16 protein-coding genes are annotated in these 14832 nt (G+C 59.5%); 9 read left to right on the top strand and 7 right to left on the bottom strand.

All coding sequences use genetic code 11. The features are described 5' to 3' along the window. Positions 1–147 precede the first annotated feature (147 nt). Entirely contained in the window at positions 148–768 is a 621-nt protein-coding gene (locus C491_RS14555) for a carbon-nitrogen hydrolase family protein (RefSeq protein ID WP_005557577.1), read from the top strand. Between the two features lie 278 nt (positions 769–1046). Here C491_RS14555 and C491_RS23320 read toward each other — a convergent pair whose 3' ends face one another. Further along, entirely contained in the window at positions 1047–1250 is a 204-nt protein-coding gene (locus C491_RS23320) for a hypothetical protein (protein WP_005557576.1), read from the bottom strand. 233 nt (positions 1251–1483) lie between these two features. On the opposite strand from C491_RS23320, the gene C491_RS14545 reads away from it, so the two are divergent. From C491_RS14545 to C491_RS14535, 3 genes are read left to right on the top strand one after another with little or no spacing between them, the layout of a single operon-like run. Further along, entirely contained in the window at positions 1484–3283 is a 1800-nt protein-coding gene (locus tag C491_RS14545) for a NosD domain-containing protein (protein WP_005557575.1), read from the top strand. 7 nt (positions 3284–3290) lie between these two features. Continuing rightward, positions 3291–4028: an ABC transporter ATP-binding protein gene (locus C491_RS14540; RefSeq protein WP_049891991.1), complete on the top strand. Its 738-nt coding sequence runs from the start codon at positions 3291–3293 to the stop codon at positions 4026–4028. A 1-nt stretch (position 4029) separates the two neighbouring features. After that, entirely contained in the window at positions 4030–4881 is an 852-nt protein-coding gene (locus tag C491_RS14535) for an ABC transporter permease (protein ID WP_005557573.1), read from the top strand. Positions 4882–5386: 505 nt separating this feature from the next. On the opposite strand, the gene C491_RS14530 is transcribed toward C491_RS14535, so the two are convergent. Then, positions 5387–5986 carry a nitrous oxide reductase accessory protein NosL gene (locus tag C491_RS14530; protein ID WP_049891988.1) on the bottom strand — a complete coding sequence of 200 codons (600 nt, stop codon included), beginning with the start codon at positions 5984–5986 and terminating at the stop codon, positions 5387–5389. 115 nt (positions 5987–6101) lie between these two features. On the opposite strand from C491_RS14530, the gene C491_RS14525 reads away from it, so the two are divergent. Both C491_RS14525 and C491_RS14520 read left to right on the top strand, forming a co-directional pair. Next, positions 6102–6776, top strand: coding sequence for an SCO family protein (locus C491_RS14525; protein ID WP_005557571.1), 675 nt, complete (start codon positions 6102–6104; stop codon positions 6774–6776). A gap of 3 nt (positions 6777–6779) precedes the next feature. Continuing rightward, on the top strand, positions 6780–7616 hold the full coding sequence (locus tag C491_RS14520) for a sulfite exporter TauE/SafE family protein (RefSeq protein ID WP_049891986.1): 837 nt from the start codon (positions 6780–6782) through the stop codon (positions 7614–7616). 29 nt (positions 7617–7645) lie between these two features. Here C491_RS14520 and C491_RS14515 read toward each other — a convergent pair whose 3' ends face one another. Beyond that, entirely contained in the window at positions 7646–8110 is a 465-nt protein-coding gene (locus tag C491_RS14515; RefSeq protein ID WP_241431327.1) for a nitrous oxide reductase accessory protein NosL, read from the bottom strand. Positions 8111–8364: 254 nt separating this feature from the next. Between C491_RS14515 and C491_RS14510 the strand changes: the two genes are divergently transcribed. Continuing rightward, positions 8365–10293, top strand: a complete 1929-nt coding sequence (locus tag C491_RS14510; protein WP_005557568.1) for a right-handed parallel beta-helix repeat-containing protein — start codon at positions 8365–8367, stop codon at positions 10291–10293. On the opposite strand, the gene C491_RS14505 is transcribed toward C491_RS14510, so the two are convergent. The 3 genes from C491_RS14505 to C491_RS14495 all read right to left on the bottom strand — a co-directional run bounded on the left by C491_RS14505 (position 10279) and on the right by C491_RS14495 (position 12651). Beyond that, complete coding sequence (locus C491_RS14505; RefSeq protein WP_005557567.1) at positions 10279–10521, bottom strand: hypothetical protein; 243 nt, start codon at positions 10519–10521, stop codon at positions 10279–10281. The two genes, C491_RS14510 and C491_RS14505, sit on opposite strands and share 15 nt — an antisense overlap. A 194-nt stretch (positions 10522–10715) precedes the next feature. Continuing rightward, the gene (locus C491_RS14500) at positions 10716–11099 is read right to left on the bottom strand and encodes a universal stress protein (RefSeq protein ID WP_005557566.1); all 384 of its coding nucleotides are present in this window, start codon (positions 11097–11099) and stop codon (positions 10716–10718) included. A 157-nt stretch (positions 11100–11256) separates the two neighbouring features. Further along, positions 11257–12651, bottom strand: coding sequence for a hemolysin family protein (locus C491_RS14495; RefSeq protein WP_005557565.1), 1395 nt, complete (start codon positions 12649–12651; stop codon positions 11257–11259). A gap of 189 nt (positions 12652–12840) precedes the next feature. Here C491_RS14495 and C491_RS14490 point away from each other — a divergent pair, with 189 nt between their 5' ends. Then, complete coding sequence (locus C491_RS14490; RefSeq protein WP_152421334.1) at positions 12841–13272, top strand: pyridoxamine 5'-phosphate oxidase family protein; 432 nt, start codon at positions 12841–12843, stop codon at positions 13270–13272. Positions 13273–13411: 139 nt separating this feature from the next. After that, a complete protein-coding gene (locus C491_RS14485) occupies positions 13412–13828 on the top strand; it encodes a universal stress protein (RefSeq protein ID WP_005557563.1) in 417 nt (138 codons plus the stop codon). A gap of 135 nt (positions 13829–13963) precedes the next feature. On the opposite strand, the gene C491_RS14480 is transcribed toward C491_RS14485, so the two are convergent. Then, positions 13964–14791: a universal stress protein gene (locus C491_RS14480; RefSeq protein WP_005557561.1), complete on the bottom strand. Its 828-nt coding sequence runs from the start codon at positions 14789–14791 to the stop codon at positions 13964–13966. Between the last annotated feature and the right edge of the window lie 41 nt (positions 14792–14832).

Raw genomic sequence — 14832 nt, 5'->3', positions numbered from 1 at the left:
GTATGCAACTGACAGTCGCAGTATACCAGTTAGAACTCGAGGATCTGGCAGTCGAGACGAATTTCGAAACCGTTTGAGAGTGTATCGACGGCTTCGGCAGTGACGTCGATCTCGCTGTTTTTCCCCGAGCACACGTTAACCGGATTCGTGGCTGACGAGCGTATCGAAGCGGCTGCGCTCGCTCGAGACAGTGCTCCGATCGAAGAGTTGCGGTCTCTCGCGGAACAACACGAAATCGCGCTCGTTGTCGGCTTCGTCGAAGCGGCAGACGATACCTTCTACAACGCTACTGCGTACATCGGACCTGCTGGGGATCTCGCGATCTATCGGAAGCGCCATCTCTGGGACAGCGAGGCGGAACTCCTCACTCCTGGCGACGAGTTGGTCACGGTCGAAACGCCCGTCTGCACTGCAGGGCTACAGACCTGTTACAATCTCAACTTCGTCGAGGACAGCGCCACATTGGCTCGAGCGGACGTTACAGCACTGATCGTACCAGGGGCGTGGCCGGACGCCTATCGGGACAACTGGCGGCTCCTGCTCCGGACAAGAGCGCTCGACGGCGTTCGATGGACTATCGGTGCGAACCGAACGGGAAAACGCGACACTCCCGATTCCCGGTTAATGAGGTATGCCGGCCACTCGCTGGTGGTACGTCCCGACGGTAGCATCCATCGTGAACTCGATCGACGAGAAACGACGCTCGTCCTGGACCTCGACGCTGCTATCTTCAAGTCACAGCGTGACCTCATCGGTGTATTCAACTGACATTCGTGATACCACCCCGAACCGGCTCTAACATACCATTAAGCTAGAATGACATCAGTCCGTGACTTTGTCTTCGTTCGACAACCGTGTCGCGGTCGCAACCGATCGTTGTGGCTGGGGCCTTCGATCACCAACTCCGCGGTAGCGGTGCCATCTCTGATTTTCGAGGACACTCGCGACATCGATTTCGTCAGTCTGTGATCTTACTCCGTTCTTCGACGGTCGCGTAGACCTCGGCAAGCACCCGAGCCTCGGCAGCTTCGTCAGCGTAATCGATCCTAGCGTCTGAGGACGGCCACCGCACCGTCGTCTTCTTGGTCCCGTGTGAACAGTTCCTCAAACAGTTGAAATCGGATCCGATCCGTGACCTGTCGGCCGTCGTCGGCGGATTCCGGCTCGCCATAGACGAGTCGGGACTCCGGGAACGCGTATGTCTTCGGCAGCTCGGATGGGCTGTTCGAGTAGTAGACGACATCGGACACGCGATCATCGGCCGTCGTTCCGGGTCGTCTGTTGCCGCAGCTATTCGATTCGAAGGGTATACCAGACGGTATACGTACGAAGCAGCCTAAATTCGACTGTGCCCAGACCTCGTTGGCGAATCGTGTTAGTGGGAGTTGTTCTCGGACTGGGGGCCCTCGCTGCGGTGGGTGTCTTCGTAATCGATGTAGAATCGGCAGCACCCAAACCGGCATCTTTCGACGATACAGTTTCGATGGGTCTTGCTGCGGACGACGAGTACGGACTCGAGGAAGGTGTCGAACTGCCGAAGGCACAGGTGTTCTACTCGCAATACGAGTACGTCGTCGGTTACTACGGCGTGGAGCGGTTCGTTGAGACACAGCGACAGGACGGCCACACACAACGGTTCGGCCATCCTCAGACGGTCTACGTTACGGACTACTCGAGCGTGGACCTCGAGTTGACTACTGACGGCTACCCGACGGCCGATAGTGGTCCAGCCTGGACTAACGGGGAAGACGCATGGTTCGTTCACGGAAGCGACGCCAGAACGCCGAGTGGAGAGACACCCATCCCGTTCTCGCAGCGCGACGATGCAACCGCGTTCGCCGACGCCCACGGTGGAACGGTGCTCGCGTGGGATGACCTGCTCGACGAGCGATTCGAGATAGACGATGCGAGCGTCGTCCGGGATCGGGTTGAGGGCCAACACCAGGACGCCGACGAGCGTGTCGACTCCGCGAGAGAACTCCGCGAACGGCCCGTTTCGATAGTGGTCGGCGACGATACGGAGACGATTCAGGAAGCGATCGAGCAGGCTCCCGAAAACACCACGATCGTGATTCCCGAGGGCGAGTACGAAGAGACACTCGAGATTGAGCGACCGCTGACGCTTCGTGGTGACGGAAACGTTACTGTCCGTGGTGACGGCACCGGCTCGGTCATCACGACGACCGCGGATCGGACCGCAGTCGTCGGATTGGCCGTTACAGGTTCGGGGTCACAAGGATCACAGCGAGGCGGTGAAGCGGAGTTGCCCGGAACCGAGAACGAAACCGGTGACTGGGACGAGACGTTCGAGCGAAACTACGCGAGCGGCGATGCCGGAATCGCCGTTCACACCGCAAACCAATCGCTGATCGAAGACGTCACCGTCGATTCGTCAGTGACGGGTGTGCTCCTTCGCCGCAGCGGCGAGTCTGTCGTCCGAAACGTCACCGTTCACAGTCCGGCGGACTGGTCGGACGGACACGCAGGAATCCTCGCGTTTCGTACGCCAGGCGTGATCGAACACACGACAGTGTATGACGGCAGAGACGCGGTGTACTCCCACCACTCCCACGGCCTCGTCGTTCGCGATAACGAACTCGAGGGGAACCGGCTGGGAATCCATCTCATGCATACGTCGGATGCGCTTCTCGGAAACAACCAGCTCAGAGAGCAATCCAACACGGGGATTTACATCATGACCGGGCCGGAACGCAACGCGATTGTCAACAACGACATTCGGGATACGGAGCAAGCGCTCTCACCTGGCGGGAGCGACTCGTACGTCGCGGAAAACGTTCTCGAAGGCAATAACGTCGGGTTACAGATCTCCGCGACGAACTCGATCTATGAACGCAACGTCATCGCGGGCAACGAGGTTGGGGCCGACGTACAGGTACTGTTGCCGACGAACCAGGTGCTCGAGAACGATTTCGTCGAGAACGAGCGACACGCGACGGCAAGTTCCGGTCCACTTCGAGTCTGGACCGACGATGGAAGCGGTAACTACTGGCAGGGGGCAGTCGGTTTCGGCGACGGCGAGACGATCGACCGAGCGTACTCGCCGACCGATCCAGTCGATCAGCGGTTGCACCGAGTCGACGGCACACCGACACTCGCGCAGGCACCTGCCCTCGAGGCACTCGCCGGCCTCGAAGGCACTGTTCCCGGAATGCGGACCGGGAGTATCGTCGATCTAGCGCCGACCTGTGAGCCGAACAACCCCGAGCTACTCGAGCGAACCGCGTGGCAAGACCGAGCGTGGCCCTGTGACAGCGCAGCCTAACGAACTCATGATACGACAAACCCCAGTATTGGAGATTACGTCAGCAGACTACAACTACGGCAGCGTCGAAGTACTAGATGATATCACGACTACCTTCGGTGAGGGAACGATAACTGCACTGATCGGACCGAACGGCTCCGGAAAGACCACGCTCCTTCGCGTCCTCGCCGGCCTGCTTGAGCCGACCAACGGAGCGGTTCGCTACCGTGGCACCGATGCAACCCGCCGAATCGGCTATCTTCCACAACAGCCAGCCTTTCGACCCGGTTTTACCGTCCTCGAGACGTTGCAGTTTTACTCGTCGCTGGTCGGAGCCGGAGAGGCCGACGCGAGGAAACGACTCGAGCAAGTCGGCCTCGAGGATGCAGCCGAGCGGCCCGTCGAGGCGCTTTCCGGAGGAATGACCCGGTTAGTCGGGATCGCCCAGGCAACGATCGGGGATCCGCCGGTTATCGTGCTCGACGAACCGGCGAGCGGGCTCGATCCCGGAATGAGCAAACACGTCTTCGAGATCGCGACTGACCTCGCCAGTGCAGGAACGGCGGTCCTGTTGAGCTCTCACGACCTCGAATTGGTCGACCGAACTGCGGACGAAGTTTTGATACTCGACGACGGACGTGTCGTCCGTCACGGCCCGCCGGGGTCGATCCGAGCGGAACTCGGAGTCGAGTCGCTGCGTGCGGTATACGAAAATTCGGTTGCTGCGGAAGAAGGTACCGTTCGGGTACAGGGGGTGAGTTCGTAGTATGGAACACGAATCCGCACAGCCAGCCAGCGAGCAGTCACCGTCGACGAGCCACCTCCTGGGAACTGTCATCGGTCGAGAGCTCCGGACAGTGGTTCGAACCCGAACCTTCTATCTGCTCACGGCCGCACTTGCGGCCGTCGTCGTGGGAATCACCTGGATCGGTGGTGGCTACGCGGCAGGATACCTTCCGACGGCCGTCGATCTCTTGACTCCCCTCGAGTTGCTCGTCCCGATCGTCGCCGTTGCCTTCGGCTACCGGGCGATCCTCGCCGACGAACAGCGGGGAGAACTCGACGTTCTCGAGACGTATCCGATCTCGCCACGCGAACTCGTTCTCGGGGTGTACGCGGGCCGCGCCGCTGGGTTGGTAGCGGCGATCGCCGTTCCGATGGTACTTGCTGCGGTCGCTATCGCGGTCACCGATACCGACGTACTCGCGATTTACGCGACACACACCGGCGCCGACTCGCCGCTGTTGTTCGCTCGGTTCTTCGTGCTGACCGTCCTGTTCGGTCTCGTCGTCCTCGCTATCGCGCTCGCGATCTCCTCGCTTGTCAGCGGAACTCGGAGCGCGCTTGGGATGTCGATCGTGGCGCTCGTCGCCCTGCTCTTCGGATTCGATCTGGCAATCGTCTACGGACTTACCGAGGGACTGATCGCTGACGACAGTCTCCTCTACTCACTTGCAATGAGTCCATTGAGTGCATACCGCGGTCTCGTTCTCGAGACGACGGTCGCCGTCGCGTCGGGAACCGGACCGCAGGTCGCCTCACCCATTGTGAGTCTCTTCGGGTTCGCCGCCTGGACCGTGGGGTCCCTTGCCGTCGCCATCTGGAGTGTCGGTCGTTAACGCCTTCTGCAGAGATACAGCGAGAGTGCCTCGGGGTCGTACGAGAATCTCCGATTTTCGTAATGACGAGACGCCTTTGGCGTCTCGAACCACTTGACCCCGAGGGTGAATCGCGTAAGCTATATGACGCATCCCGCCGGATCGAGTGATACAGTTGCGACGTGGGTTAAAGACCGTAATCCGAAGCAACTGCGCGCAGTTGTGAGGAATGCGACACCTCTCAAAACCCGCGTCTTCGGCGTGGTGAGACGGGTGTTGTCGGGTCGTGGTGGAGCGACCGACCCTCACGGACGTACCGAACGTTCGGGTGTTAATTCCAGCCGACCCTTTTCGGGAAGGTCGGGGGGAATTAAATTCGCCTGCGGTGGCAGTGTGGACCAAAACGGTGACGCCTCGGGGCTTGTGCCCGAGGTACTTCACACCGTTCGCCGTCCGTTGTGCCGCACGATACACCTACACAGGAAACGACCACAGGACAGAGCGAGCAGGGAGTTTGCAGTAGTCCTTACATCAAAGACATGACGAGCTCGCCGGTCATATCCTCGTGTTCGTACAGATCACCGCCGTACTCGGCCTGGAAGTCGTCGGCTTCGGAAGCGTCGGTGAAGCCGATCATTGACGCCCCCATTGCTCCCTCGACGTCGCTGTCGACGACCAACATGAGGCCCTCGACGTCAGCGAATGCCTCGTCTTCGAGATGGTTACTGATCTCCAACGCGTCCCCGCCCTCTTCGACCGCGTAGTCGACGCTCGAGTAATCCGTGAGATAGCTTACGTCCGGATCGTGGCCGGCATCCTCCTGCTCGAACGTGAACGTGTACGTACACAGTGAACTGCAGAACTGTGCCGGTCGATCCTCGCCGACGATGTCGTCGGGATCGGGGTAGTGAGTCTGTCCAACCGGTCCGGGATGCTGGCCGATCGCCATCGTACAGTGATCGCAGTCCTGGTCATCGTCAATCGTAACGGGATCGGGAACATCGTCGCTATCGTCATCGAAACAGCCGGCTATCGCGGCGACGCCAAGACTGGCACTCCCAGCGAGAAACGTTCGTCGTGTTGAACAGCGCTCGTGGGGAGATATCGGAGCTAGTCGGTCGTCCATACTAGCTATTGTGACCAGACTGGTAAGTCGAATCTGGTTCAGTTATCGAATGAGCACCGCGAATTAGATGATTGCACCAGATCGCTCTTCAGAACCCGAACACTAGCATCACACGATGAATCGACGCGATCTTCTCGCCAGTAGTGCGGTCGTCGGGCTGGCGCCCGTCGCGGGTTGTCTAACCGGACTCGTAGAGGACGAACCATCCGGTGAGGTGGTGTTGGACCCGCCAGAAGAGAGCACGCAGGGAGAGCCCTCGTATCCGACCTACGGTGAGTCTTTCCCGACGTTCGAGCTCTCTGACCCCCTGCTAGAAACGTCCGTCGACGTCGATGGTATCGACGAGGAGTGTCTCGTCTGCACGACGTTCTTTGCGACCTGCCCCGCCGAATGTGTACCACTTATGCACGCGATTTCGACGGTTCAGGCCAACAGCCTCGAGAGCGGGCTCGGCGACGACGTCCGATTTCTCGCGATCACGTTCGATCCCGAGCGAGACACTGCAGACGAACTTTCGGATCACGCCGAGATGGTAGACGTCGATCTCGAGGCGGGAAACTGGCACTATCTACGTCCCGAAGACGACGACGAAGCGAAAGCAGTCGTCGAGGACGAACTCGGCATCCCCTTCGAACGCGAGGAATTGGGTGACGACTACGATTTCGCTCACATAACCGTCACCTTCCTCGTCAACCCGGATGGGTACGTCGAACGAAGCTACCGCGGTGAGAACCCTTCGACGGAACAGATCACCGACGATCTGGAAACGGTAATAGACGACCGAGAGTAACAGATGCGAACCCTCCACCAGGGACCCGTCTTAGAGACCTGTTACGATCCAGGGCTGGATCCGACTGCCGTTGAACCGGTCAGTCTCGTCGTGTTCGGTCTGATCGGATTACTCGGTGGTGCACACTGTCTCGGAATGTGTGGGCCACTCGTAACGACCTACTCTGACAGAATGCGGGCCAAAGACGGCCATCATAGAGAACGTAACGAACTGACGGTCAGAGAGGTCAGACAGCATGCTCTGTTTAACCTCGGCAGAGCCAGCAGCTATGCGATTATAGGTGGAGTGTTCGGTCTTGCAGGGACAGTCGTATTCGTTTCCCCACAGGCAGTGACAGCCGTTGCGACGGACGTTCATGCAGTCGCCGGCATCGGTGTGGGGACACTCATCGTCGCAATGGGGATCAACTATCTGATCGGTCGAGGTCTCGTCGGCGGGTCAATCAGCGTTCCAATCGTGGGAGCAACGCTCGGACGTCTCCACCAGACGCTGCTCGCAAACGTCGACTCGTGGGTCGGTAACATCAGAATAGCCGGACTCGGCGCGGTTCACGGGTTGTTGCCATGTCCGTTGCTCTATCCAGCCTTTCTGTACGCGTTTATCCGGGGATCGTCTGTCGAGGGATTTCTCTCGCTGGCTGTGCTTGGACTCGGAACGGTCCCCTCGCTGTTCGTCTACGGGACGCTCTTCCAATCACTGAGTATCGAGACACGAATGAAACTTCACCGTGTTCTGGGGGGTGCCTTCGTGTTGCTTGGCTACATTCCGCTCCAACATGGGCTCGCAACGCTCGGTATCGGCCTCCCGCCGATTCCGCTCCCACACTATCAGCCACTTTGAGAATCGTTCGAGCGGGGGGGTTGATCCGACTACAGTAATCGGTCCCCTCTATACATCCGCGCGATGTCCTCTCCCACCTCTGAGAGTGCGACAGTATCATCCTCGTCAAGGTCGTCGTATTGCCCAATATACTTGCGGGCGTCATCCATATCTACATAGACACGTGGATCGAGACCCATTGGGTCGTCAGTACGGTGTTCGTCGTGTTCAAGTACGTAGACGGCGTCGAACCCGTCAACGAGAGATCCCGTTTCAAAATCAGTCACCCATGCACCGACGATGTCGCTCTCTGGTGCACCGAACTGGTCCGGAACTCCGTAGTAGGCGAACAAACAGCCTGGGCTACAGAACATCATCCCATCTCCGTTTTCGTGGGCGAGCTGAGCGTTTCGGTCGGAGTAGTCAGTCACGGCCATCGAACAGACACCACACAGATGCGAACTCGAGAACGCTTTCGGCTCGTCGACCGGATGGTCGACGAGAAACTCGGACACCGGGGTATCGGGATCCGGAACATCCGAATTAGCGTTGTCATCTGTATCGGAGCAGCCTGCCAACATACCGGTGATACCGATAGTGGCAAGCACTCGCCGTCGATGCCAGGAACCCAAAGCACGGATTGTCATGGCGTAGTTTCACAGTCGCCTGCTGCAAAGTCGATCTGGTACACGAAACGAAATGCGCTCGGTCGCTTCGATAGCCGTACCAGACCGTCTATTGCACTACACCGACCAGATAGAGATACGAGATGGCTATCGCCCACAAACTTTTAATCTCGGTCCTCATTGGTATCTGTCTTCTCGGGGTCGCTGGGATTTTCATAGCAGATATCGGATCGACATCGCCTGATCCGGTGCCGTTCGAGGACACCGTTGCTACAGGGGTCATCCTCGAGAACGAACCTGATGAGGACCGAATCGACGTTCCGAAAGCGCAGGTGTTCTATTCTCAGTACGAGTACGTCGTCGGCTATCAGGGGATCGAACGATTTGTCGACGCTAGCCAGCAAACGGGGCATGAAGACCGCTTTGGCTATCCGACTGGAGTCTATGTGACGGACTATAGCGGGACAGCGCTCGAACTCACGACCGACGGCCACTTGGCTGCGAACGGAACGGAGAGCTGGACCAATGCGGAGTCTGCATGGTTCGTTGTCGGAAGTGAGGCGAGAACACCAGCTGGGGAAACTGTCGTGCCCTTCTCGAGACAGGAAGACGCAGAGGCGTTTACGACCGAACACGGTGGCACCGTAGTGAGCTGGGAACAGCTTCTCAACCACTCGTTCGAGATCGATGACGCCGATGTCGTCCGAGATCGGGTCGACGAACGTCACGCACGTGGTGACGAGTTGGTCTCGGATGCAACGCAAGCCCGCGATAGACCAACAGAAGTCGTCGTTGGTGAGGATGTAGCAACCATTCAGGAGGGTATCGATACCGCACCCAGGGGAGCAACAGTGTTCATCCCATCTGGAAACTACAACGTCACCGACACTATCGACGTTGACCGGCCGATCACCGTTGCTGGAGAAGAGGGTACGACGGTTCAGGGGGACGGAAACGGAACCGTCATCCGAATCGAAGACGATCGAGCTGCGGTAACGGATCTCCAAATTTCCGGTGTCGGTAATGTAGCGGAGGCTGACACTGGAGACAGGAATCTGGATGACAGCGAGGACGTCCTCGAGATGGCCTACGGACAGGGAGATGCAGGTATCGAGGTCAACGGTTCTTTCAGAACCGTCGTCGAAAACGTCTCGATCGAAACGCCAGCGAACGGAGTCCTGCTTCGGGACAGTCCGGAGGCTGTCGTTCGGAACGTCACTGTTGACGGCAGCGACCACTGGGACGACGGCTACATGGGAGTTATGACGATGCGATCTCCAGGCGGTGTGATCGAAGACTCGCACTTTCGCGACGGTCGTGACGGGATCTACACCCATCGATCGCACGAACTGATCTATCGGAACAATACATTAGAGGGGAACCGAATCGGTGTCCATTTGATGTATACCTCGGATGCATTGATCGCCGACAACCGGATCTTGAGTGCAGAATCGACCGGAATCGATGTGATGACAGATCCAGAGCATAATGCCGTCGTCGGGAACGAGATACGGAATACGTCGCAGGGACTCTTGATGGGAGGATCGCAGTCGTACGTCGCCCAGAACGTCATCACTGATACAGAGGTCGGCATGACAACTGCAGCAGGGAACTCGATATATGAACGAAACGTCATCGCGGGGAACGTAGAGGGCGTTCAGGCGAACCAGTTACTGCCAACCAATCAGGTGACCAACAACGACTTCATCGGCAACCATCGGCATGCAGCTGCACGACTCGGAGTACTCCGTGTTTGGACAGCCGACGGACAGGGTAACTACTGGGACGGAGCAGTCGGGTCGAGCGATGGGACGAGTCTCGAGCGGTCATACTCACCGACCCACCCCGTCGATGAGCGACTTCACCGCGTCGATGGGACGCCGACACTCACACGGTCGCCTGCCCTTGACACACTTACCACGTTTGAGGGGGCTGTTTCCGGTATGCGTGTGGAAAGCATCGTTGATACGGCACCACGCTGTGAACCTACGAATCCAGAACTGCTCGCTCAGATCGAGCAAAATTCCTCGAAGTATGATTTGTGCGAACCATCGCTATCAGATCGCGGCTAGGACCGCCCAAATCAGAAGCGCGTGCCAAATGATCGCGGTGGCGGCTCGCTGGAAGTCGCTTGCCGGAAGCGGTGGGTTCCGAAACATCGCGTCGTAGACGAACGGCGTGGCGAGCACAAACGCGGCGGCTAGCCCGTACTCCATTGGGACCGGCGTCAGCGCGCCGACGAGCCCTCCACCGACGAGAGCGATGGCGATGGCCAGCAGGATCCAGTCGTAGCGGTGCACAGTTTTTCACCTTAACCATATAAATGAACTCAGGAGACATAGGTCTTACACGGTTCCGCAGGACAGTTCAGCACAAATTCAAGTCGTTCAGAACGGTCACCGCTTTCCTCTACGTGAACAAGAAAAGCCACGGATCACCCGACCCATGGTCGTTTACAGGCAGCCGAAACGAATGCCAGGGAACCGTGCGGAGATCAAGGATTTCGGTGGTCACGAGACATCACGATCCGGTCGACATCGTGGTCCTCGGCGTACTCGAGGATGACGTCGTCAGGTTCGCCGAACTCGAGGACGGTCTCGATGCTTCGACCGTGTTCGGCTGCGATCTCTTGGGCATCGTCGAAGACCTCTGCCGCCTTTTCGTGCCACTCTCGCCAATACTTCGGTGAGATGGAACCCGGCGGCGAGCCATCCTCGAACGTCGGCCGTATGACGTCGATGAGGCCGAAACCTGACCCGATCGGATCCATGACGTGACAGACGACGATGTCGGCGTCGGGATAGTCGACCAGTGCCGTCTCGAGAGCTTTCATCGAGAGCGGCGAGCCTTCCGTCGGTACGAGGACGGTCTGAGCCATACGTCTCGTACCTTGCGTTCGAGCAAATAGCCACGGTGTTCATACGTGCGGAGCGATCCGTTCGGCCGCGTTCTCGATTCCTGAGAGCAGTCGAGGTTCGTTTCCGTCCGTTCTGCCGAATCCGCACGGCCAGATACGTCATCGAGACTGCGCGCTGCTAGCACTCGTCGTCACCCGATCGAACGAGTCGGACGCTGATGATCCGCCTGTCGTCGACGTCCTCGATGGTGATTCCGGTACCGTCGCAGGCGATCCGGTCGCCCGCTTCGGGGAGGCGTCCGGCTTGGTCGAGAACGAGTCCAGCGATAGTGTCGACCGTCGGTGTCTCGGGGAGGGAGAGATCGAGCGTTTCGTTGACCATCGCGATCGAGGCGTCGCCGCGAACGATCGCCGTTCGATCGTCGACGATTCGGATCGGAGCCGGTTCGCGGGGACCGAGAATCTCGCCGGTAATAACCTCGGTTGGATCCTCAGTGGTGACGATTCCTTCGGTCGTCCCGTACTCGTCGATGATGACGGCCAGGTGGACCTGTGCGCGTTGCATCTCCGCGAGCACCTCGTCGGCTGGCATGGTCTCGGGGACGTGGATCGTCGGCTCCATCACGTCTGTGAGCTCGAGTTCGTCCGGCTCGCGCGTGCCGTAGTCCCGTTCCCGGAGCAGATCACAGACGTGGACCGTCCCGACGACGGTATCGAGATTTCCTTCGTACACGGGCAGGTGAGTAAACTCACTGTGTGCACAGGTCTGGAGCGCGGTCTCGAGCGAGTCCGTCGTCGAGACGGCCACGACGTCCGGACGGGGAACCATGATCGCGCTCACTGGCGTCTCGTCGAATCTGAACGTGCGGCGCAACCGGTCACGTTCGTCGGGTTCGATTGCCCCGGCGCGCTCGCCAGCCTCGATCAGTTCCTGAAGGTCGCTACGGGTGACGTAGGCCGATTCGATCGACGTCCCGGCGCCGACGAGCCCGTTGACGATGCGCGTCAGCTTATCGAACAGGACGACGAACGGGTACAGCAGGTACTCCGCGTAGCGTATCGGCCGAGCGACGCGAAGCGCCCACGATTCGGTGTTCTCGACGGCGTAGGACTTCGGCGCGCTCTCGCTGAAGAGCAACACGAGCGACGTGATCCCGAAGGTTGCGATCAGGACGGCTTGCCCCTCGGTGACGTAGAGTCCGAGTAACGCCGTCGCGACGCTCGACATGGCGACGTTCGCGACGTTGTTCCCGACCAGGATCGTGACGAGTAGCCGGTGTGGGTTTTCGCGGAGCGCCTTGACGACGGTCGCGTTCGATGCACCGTTTTCGACGAGTACGTCGAGCCGATGTTTCGGCAGCGCGAACATCGCGATTTCGGAGGACGAAAAGAATCCTGACACCACCATCAGTATCGTGATCGTGACCACGCCGCCGGTGGTCACGAGCCATAGCGGTAGCTCGGGGACGGGCGTCGCCAGCCCAATCATCGCGACACTCGTGACCGCAGGCTCCGATCCCGCTGGCGCGAACGACACAGTTCGCTCGAGGGCTCCCGCAGTCTCCAGTCCCATCGGTTGCCGTACGAGACGGTGATAAAAAAGCGGCGCGACGGGTGGGTGCCGTACACCCTCTCTATCGAATTAGGACGGAAGTACAGATCTCTGCCGATGATATTCGTCTCGATCGGCCTTTCAGCCCAGCAGACAGATTCCTGTCCCTTATATAAGGGACCCCATGGTGTAAACGGCTGGTGTCGCAAAATGACTGATTCGTGGTACGGCCACACGATGGCAGCAGACGAGATCACCGAGTTTCTGAACGAGCAGGCAACGGGCGTGCTCTGTCTCTCGAAGGACCGCCGGGCGTACGGCATCCCGATGTCGTTCGCGTACGACGCGGACGAAGAGCGAGCGATCATGGATTTCGGGTTCGCCGAAGACAGCAAGAAGCGCGAGTTCATCGAGACGACCGACGAAGTCTGTCTCACCGTCTACGAGTGGGACGGACCGCACGAGTGGACGAGTGTAGTTATGAGCGGATCGCTCGAACCGCTCTCCAAGGACGACATCGACGACGTCGAGGCGTGGTACTATCGCGTAGCGAAAGATATCGACGTCTCGGCCGGCGATGTCGACCTCGAGTGGTACGAACTCCGGGCAGAGGTGCTGTCGGGCGTCGCGCTCTCAGAGTGATTATTCCGTCGACTCTCGGCCCGCCCGATCGGATGGGGCGACGTAGAGGTGCCTGCACCCGAACGACGGGGCACCCGCGAACGAGTAATTCGATGTCGTCTTCAAAAAAATTCTTCCAGCATGACCACGAAGAGACGGTATGGATATCCTCATTCCGATCGACGATTCCGAACCGGCGATGAAAGCCGTCGAACACGCCGTCCGAGAGTATCCGGACGCTGATCTCACGCTGTTACACGTCATCGACCCGTCGGTCGGGATGTACGGGGAAGGTGGGATATACGCGTACGACTCGATACTCGAGACACGGCGTGAGGCTGCCGACGACCTGCTCGAGAACGCAGCCGAGATCGCAGCGAACCACGACGGTTCCGTCGAGCGCGAAACCGTCGTCGGTTCCCCCAGCAACGAGATAGTGGCCGTTACGGAGTCGAAAGACATCGATCACATCGTCATCGGTAGCCACGGTCGGTCGGGGGCATCCCGCGTTTTGCTCGGGAGCGTTGCCGAACGGGTCGTCCGTCGGGCCCCTGTTCCCGTGACGATCGTTCGGTAATTCGTCGCTGCTACTCGTCCTCGTCCTCGCGAAGAAAGAGTTCGGTGAGAAGCGCCACGAATCCGGCGACGACCAGGCGGACGAGTCCGAGTCCCCAGACGGTGTCGAACTCGGCATCTTGTTGCCGGCGGAGAGCTACGACTCGAGCGTGCGGACAGTCAGCACAGGGACGCTCGCGTCGGGCACCACGCGCTGGGAGACGCTCCCGACGACGAGTCGCTTGAGGGTCGACTTGCTCTCGGTTCCCATTATGAGCACGTCGACGGCGTTCCGGTCGGTATACTCGAGAATACTCTCTCCTGCTGCCCCGTGGGCGATCGTTCGAGTCGCCTCGAGACCGCGCTCGTCGGCTCGATCTGCAATCTCCGTCGTCGTTTTTTCGCCGTGTTCTTCGAACGCTTCCTGGATCTCAGCCGTGTTCGAACTCATATCGACGGCGTACAGCACGTGCAACCTGGCGTCGACGGCGTCGGCCAGCGAGAGAGCGTTCTCGGTTGCGGCTGCCGATCCCGTCCAGCCGTCGGTCGCGAGACAGACGTCGTCGACTCGATCGCCGTCCCACGACGCGTCCGGACTAACCGAGAGAACGGGCTGGTGTGCCTCGCGAATTACCTCGAGCGCGACGCTCCCGAGCAACGCCTGCTGTAACCCGGTCCGCCCGTGGGTCCCGACGACGACCAGGTCGGCACCGACGTCGTCGGCACACGACAGGATCTCAGTCGCAGGCCGTCCGTTCCGAACGATCGGTTCGGCATCGCAGCCTGCGTCTATCGCGTCGGCCACGACCGAGTCTGCATCTGACTGGCGGCGTTCGCGGCGAGCCGCGATATCGCCTCGCTTCTCTTCGACGACTGACAGGGCGTGAACCGTTGCCTCGAGTGTTCGGGCCAGCGAGATGCCGACCGTCGCGGCGTTCGCTGCGACGCCGCTGCCGTCGGTCGCGATGAGAACGTCGTGGTACATAACCTCCCCTACGGAGACGGCCGTCTTGGCTCTGTGGACAG

Source organism: Natronococcus amylolyticus DSM 10524 (assembly GCF_000337675.1).
GTDB classification, from domain to species: domain Archaea; phylum Halobacteriota; class Halobacteria; order Halobacteriales; family Natrialbaceae; genus Natronococcus; species Natronococcus amylolyticus.
Note: the sequence above shows the minus strand (reverse complement) of the source record. Positions and strands in the feature narration are given on the sequence as shown.

What these genes read in the sequence shown, in the direction of transcription:
- C491_RS14545 (WP_005557575.1), top strand. Translation starts at nt 1,484, where the DNA reads ATGGGTCTTGCTGCGGACGACGAGTACGGACTCGAGGAAGGTGTCGAA.
- C491_RS14540 (WP_049891991.1), top strand. Translation starts at nt 3,291, where the DNA reads ATGATACGACAAACCCCAGTATTGGAGATTACGTCAGCAGACTACAAC.
- C491_RS14480 (WP_005557561.1), bottom strand. Translation starts at nt 14,791, where the DNA reads ATGTACCACGACGTTCTCATCGCGACCGACGGCAGCGGCGTCGCAGCG.
- C491_RS14495 (WP_005557565.1), bottom strand. Translation starts at nt 12,651, where the DNA reads ATGGGACTGGAGACTGCGGGAGCCCTCGAGCGAACTGTGTCGTTCGCG.
- C491_RS14510 (WP_005557568.1), top strand. Translation starts at nt 8,365, where the DNA reads ATGGCTATCGCCCACAAACTTTTAATCTCGGTCCTCATTGGTATCTGT.
- C491_RS14485 (WP_005557563.1), top strand. Translation starts at nt 13,412, where the DNA reads ATGGATATCCTCATTCCGATCGACGATTCCGAACCGGCGATGAAAGCC.
- C491_RS14530 (WP_049891988.1), bottom strand. Translation starts at nt 5,986, where the DNA reads ATGGACGACCGACTAGCTCCGATATCTCCCCACGAGCGCTGTTCAACA.
- C491_RS14490 (WP_152421334.1), top strand. Translation starts at nt 12,841, where the DNA reads ATGACTGATTCGTGGTACGGCCACACGATGGCAGCAGACGAGATCACC.
- C491_RS14525 (WP_005557571.1), top strand. Translation starts at nt 6,102, where the DNA reads ATGAATCGACGCGATCTTCTCGCCAGTAGTGCGGTCGTCGGGCTGGCG.
- C491_RS14535 (WP_005557573.1), top strand. Translation starts at nt 4,030, where the DNA reads ATGGAACACGAATCCGCACAGCCAGCCAGCGAGCAGTCACCGTCGACG.
- C491_RS14500 (WP_005557566.1), bottom strand. Translation starts at nt 11,099, where the DNA reads ATGGCTCAGACCGTCCTCGTACCGACGGAAGGCTCGCCGCTCTCGATG.
- C491_RS14520 (WP_049891986.1), top strand. Translation starts at nt 6,780, where the DNA reads ATGCGAACCCTCCACCAGGGACCCGTCTTAGAGACCTGTTACGATCCA.